The organism is Cupriavidus sp. 05L310 (assembly GCF_056398185.1).
Window position 1 is genome coordinate 1 of sequence record NZ_JBFTOX010000136.1, and the last position, 2,686, is coordinate 2,686.

The window sequence follows — 2,686 nt, forward strand, 5'->3', positions numbered from 1 at the left end:
TGGTTGGCGATGTCGCTCCAGGTGAGCGTGCCGGTGGTCAGGCTGTTCTTGTCCTTGCCTGCCTCGCTGGCGATCACCGCGCCATGCAGGTCGGTATTGCCCTTGACGGTGATATCGAAACCGTCCTTGCCGGCCTGGATGCTGGACTGATCGCTGACGTTGGCGTAGCTGCCATTGGCCTTGCCCAGGCTCGCGGAGAGGCTGCCGGTAGCGCCGGCCTGGCTGATGCTGATACCACCCCCCATGCTCTGCTGCCTGGCACGCATCTCCTCGGTGTCCTGGCGGCTGGCGATATTGAGATTGCCGCCTGCACTCCCGGTCACCTTGCCGCCAGCGATCGTGCCGCCGAGGACATTGGTGTCGTTGCCCGACACGAAGGTAACCGACTCGCGGCCATTCACATGGCTGTTGGCTTGCGAGATGCCCTGGCTGTCCGAGTTGCCCTTTGCTTTGGAAGCGGAGGCCGATACGCCGAAGCCGGCATTGCCCTGGCCAAGGCCGTACGAGACACCAACTATGGACTTTCTCATGCCGACTCGCGAATTTACGAAGATCAATTATGGTTTTTTCTGTCGATCCTATTTTATGTCGCGCTATCTTTTTCCTTTTATGTGCCATATTAATCCGAGGGTGCAGAAAATAGCGCTCATAAGTAATCCTCGAGTGATAATAAATCGGAGATCATCCATACTCCATGGATATTCTGCGGCGTACCAAAATTGCGTCAAGAGAACAATGAAAATCTTGATTGATGCAACGCCTATGAGTGAAATCGATATTACTAAAATAAAGAACAAAAATAATCTGATCATTAAATTTAATCTATATTTGATTTTTCTATATTAATTCTGGGGTTGATGAAATAAGTGTTGATTAATACGCCGGCCTCGGCTCCAATTATCGTGGTGAATTCGATTTGACTGTGAGCGCTTTCGAAATAGTATTGCATGCCATATCGATATTCCAATAGACCATATCGAGCAAAATATGGTCATCGCAAAAAAATATCTTGATGAAACATTAAATTTAAGAAGCCAAAGCGTTATAAGTGGAATTTGCATTAGCCAAGGGGAAAGTAATCCACTTGAGATTTTGATGAAATGTCGTGTTCTCATTTTCCATTCATTTTTCTTGGTGTTGGTAAGGATGGCCCGTTTTCATTGTTTCTATTTTTTAATATAGACCGGATGGTAATCGCCTCTCGAGTGAAGATGATTATTACAAATAGTCCGGAAGTAATCCGAAAAATTGAATATTTATTTTGGTCTATAATAATATGACGTTTAAATATAGTTGCTTCTCCCCAGATTACAATTTCCGGAAGCCATGCAACAAGTACGACAAGGAGAATTGTGCAAACAGTTCTACTGATAACGCCGCGCCATGTGCGCTCTCGCAATAATGCATCTAGCTTTCTGCTCATTTTTTCATTTCCTTGCCGGGCACGAAGGATCCGCCTCCTTGTATCGTCGAACCTGCTGTCGCACCAGCGTAGCCAGGTAGCGGATTGGGAAATCCCTGAAGAATAGCGGGAACCGCTGGATTGACCGAGCCACCAGGGTAAATTAGCTTGGGTGCGTTCTGTCCAAAAATAGTTGTTGTGGCGGTTCCAGCGAGCCAGCCTAATCCTCCAAAGATCGACCCTACGGCACCCGCCAGTAGGGGGCTATCATTCTTTCCATAGTACGTATTATTGAAGGTTGTATTCAAAATATTGGTTGCGCCACCGAGAAACATATTGCCAGTAAATCCAGTTGCGGCACCAATTGGCGCAGTCAGTGCACCGGTTGCCGACGCAAAGGCCTACTGAGTCGGGTTGACTTTGCCGTCCTGCGCGAACTGTCCTGCGGCATCAAAGCCCCCGCCGCCGACCGCCCCAATCGCTACAAGCGTTGCGGTGCTGCCTGCGGCTACGGCCGGGGTACCAATTGCGGCGAGTGCGCCAACAGATGCTGCAATGACGGCGGCGCCGATCTTATTGTCGAGGGACTGTTCTCTAGCTACTGCCGACGCAACTTGACCTGCGGTCGGCTGAGTCAGGCCGTTGTCTGCATAGAAGTTGTTGATTCGATCTTGCGGCAGGTATTTCGAGTAAATGCCTGCATCGGCTTTTTGCGCGTCTGTTGCGAAGAACATGTAGCCCGGCCCACTCGTGCCATCCGATGGGGTCATTCCGTGACCCTGACTCAGAAAGCTACTCGCCGCTTGATCCCATGCACCGCCAACGCCATTCTGCACTTGACGAAAGCTCTGTTGTGCAAGGCGCTCCTCGGCGTCGGCAACCTGAGCATCGGACGGAGCTTGCCCGCCATTGAGCCGCTGTGCGAAAGCCTTGGCATTGTCTTTGATCCACTTCTGCTCATCTGGATGCAACTGCCGATTGAACCGATCCACATTCGCGGCCGCCGCCGCACCCGACCCACCACCCACAACGGCACCAATGCCACCCGCTGCAATGTTCGCCGCCACATTCCCGAGCGCTTCATTCAGCCCCGCATTGCCAGTATCCGTGCTCTCTGACACAGCATTGCCAAGCTCTTGAAGCTTGGGCGCAGCCAGCGACGACGCACCCGCACCGACTGCGCCGGCCACCGCGTTGTCGCCACCCAGGCCCGCAACAAGCGCGCCGCCTGCGGCGTGCAGCGCCGCACGGTAGTCGCCGCCTTCCTCCCATTGCTTCGCGTCG

Annotated in this window: 3 protein-coding genes and 1 pseudogene; all 4 read right to left on the reverse strand. The window is 52.3% G+C overall.

What is annotated here, in order from left to right; all coding sequences use genetic code 11:
* Nucleotides 1-530 (reverse strand): hemagglutinin repeat-containing protein (locus AC1DS6_RS42330; RefSeq protein ID WP_477104765.1); only part of this gene is annotated, 530 nt, incomplete at its 3' end.
* Between the two features lie 581 nt (nucleotides 531-1,111).
* Nucleotides 1,112-1,423 (reverse strand): hypothetical protein, encoded by a 312-nt coding sequence (locus AC1DS6_RS42335; protein WP_441635213.1) that lies wholly within the window; start codon nucleotides 1,421-1,423, stop codon nucleotides 1,112-1,114.
* On the reverse strand, nucleotides 1,420-1,737 hold the full coding sequence (locus AC1DS6_RS42340) for a hypothetical protein (RefSeq protein ID WP_477104766.1): 318 nt from the start codon (nucleotides 1,735-1,737) through the stop codon (nucleotides 1,420-1,422). Before AC1DS6_RS42340 ends, AC1DS6_RS42335 begins: the two co-directional genes overlap by 4 nt.
* Before the next feature lie 66 nt (nucleotides 1,738-1,803).
* Nucleotides 1,804-2,686, reverse strand: a pseudogene (locus AC1DS6_RS42345) (hemagglutinin repeat-containing protein); the annotation flags it as partial.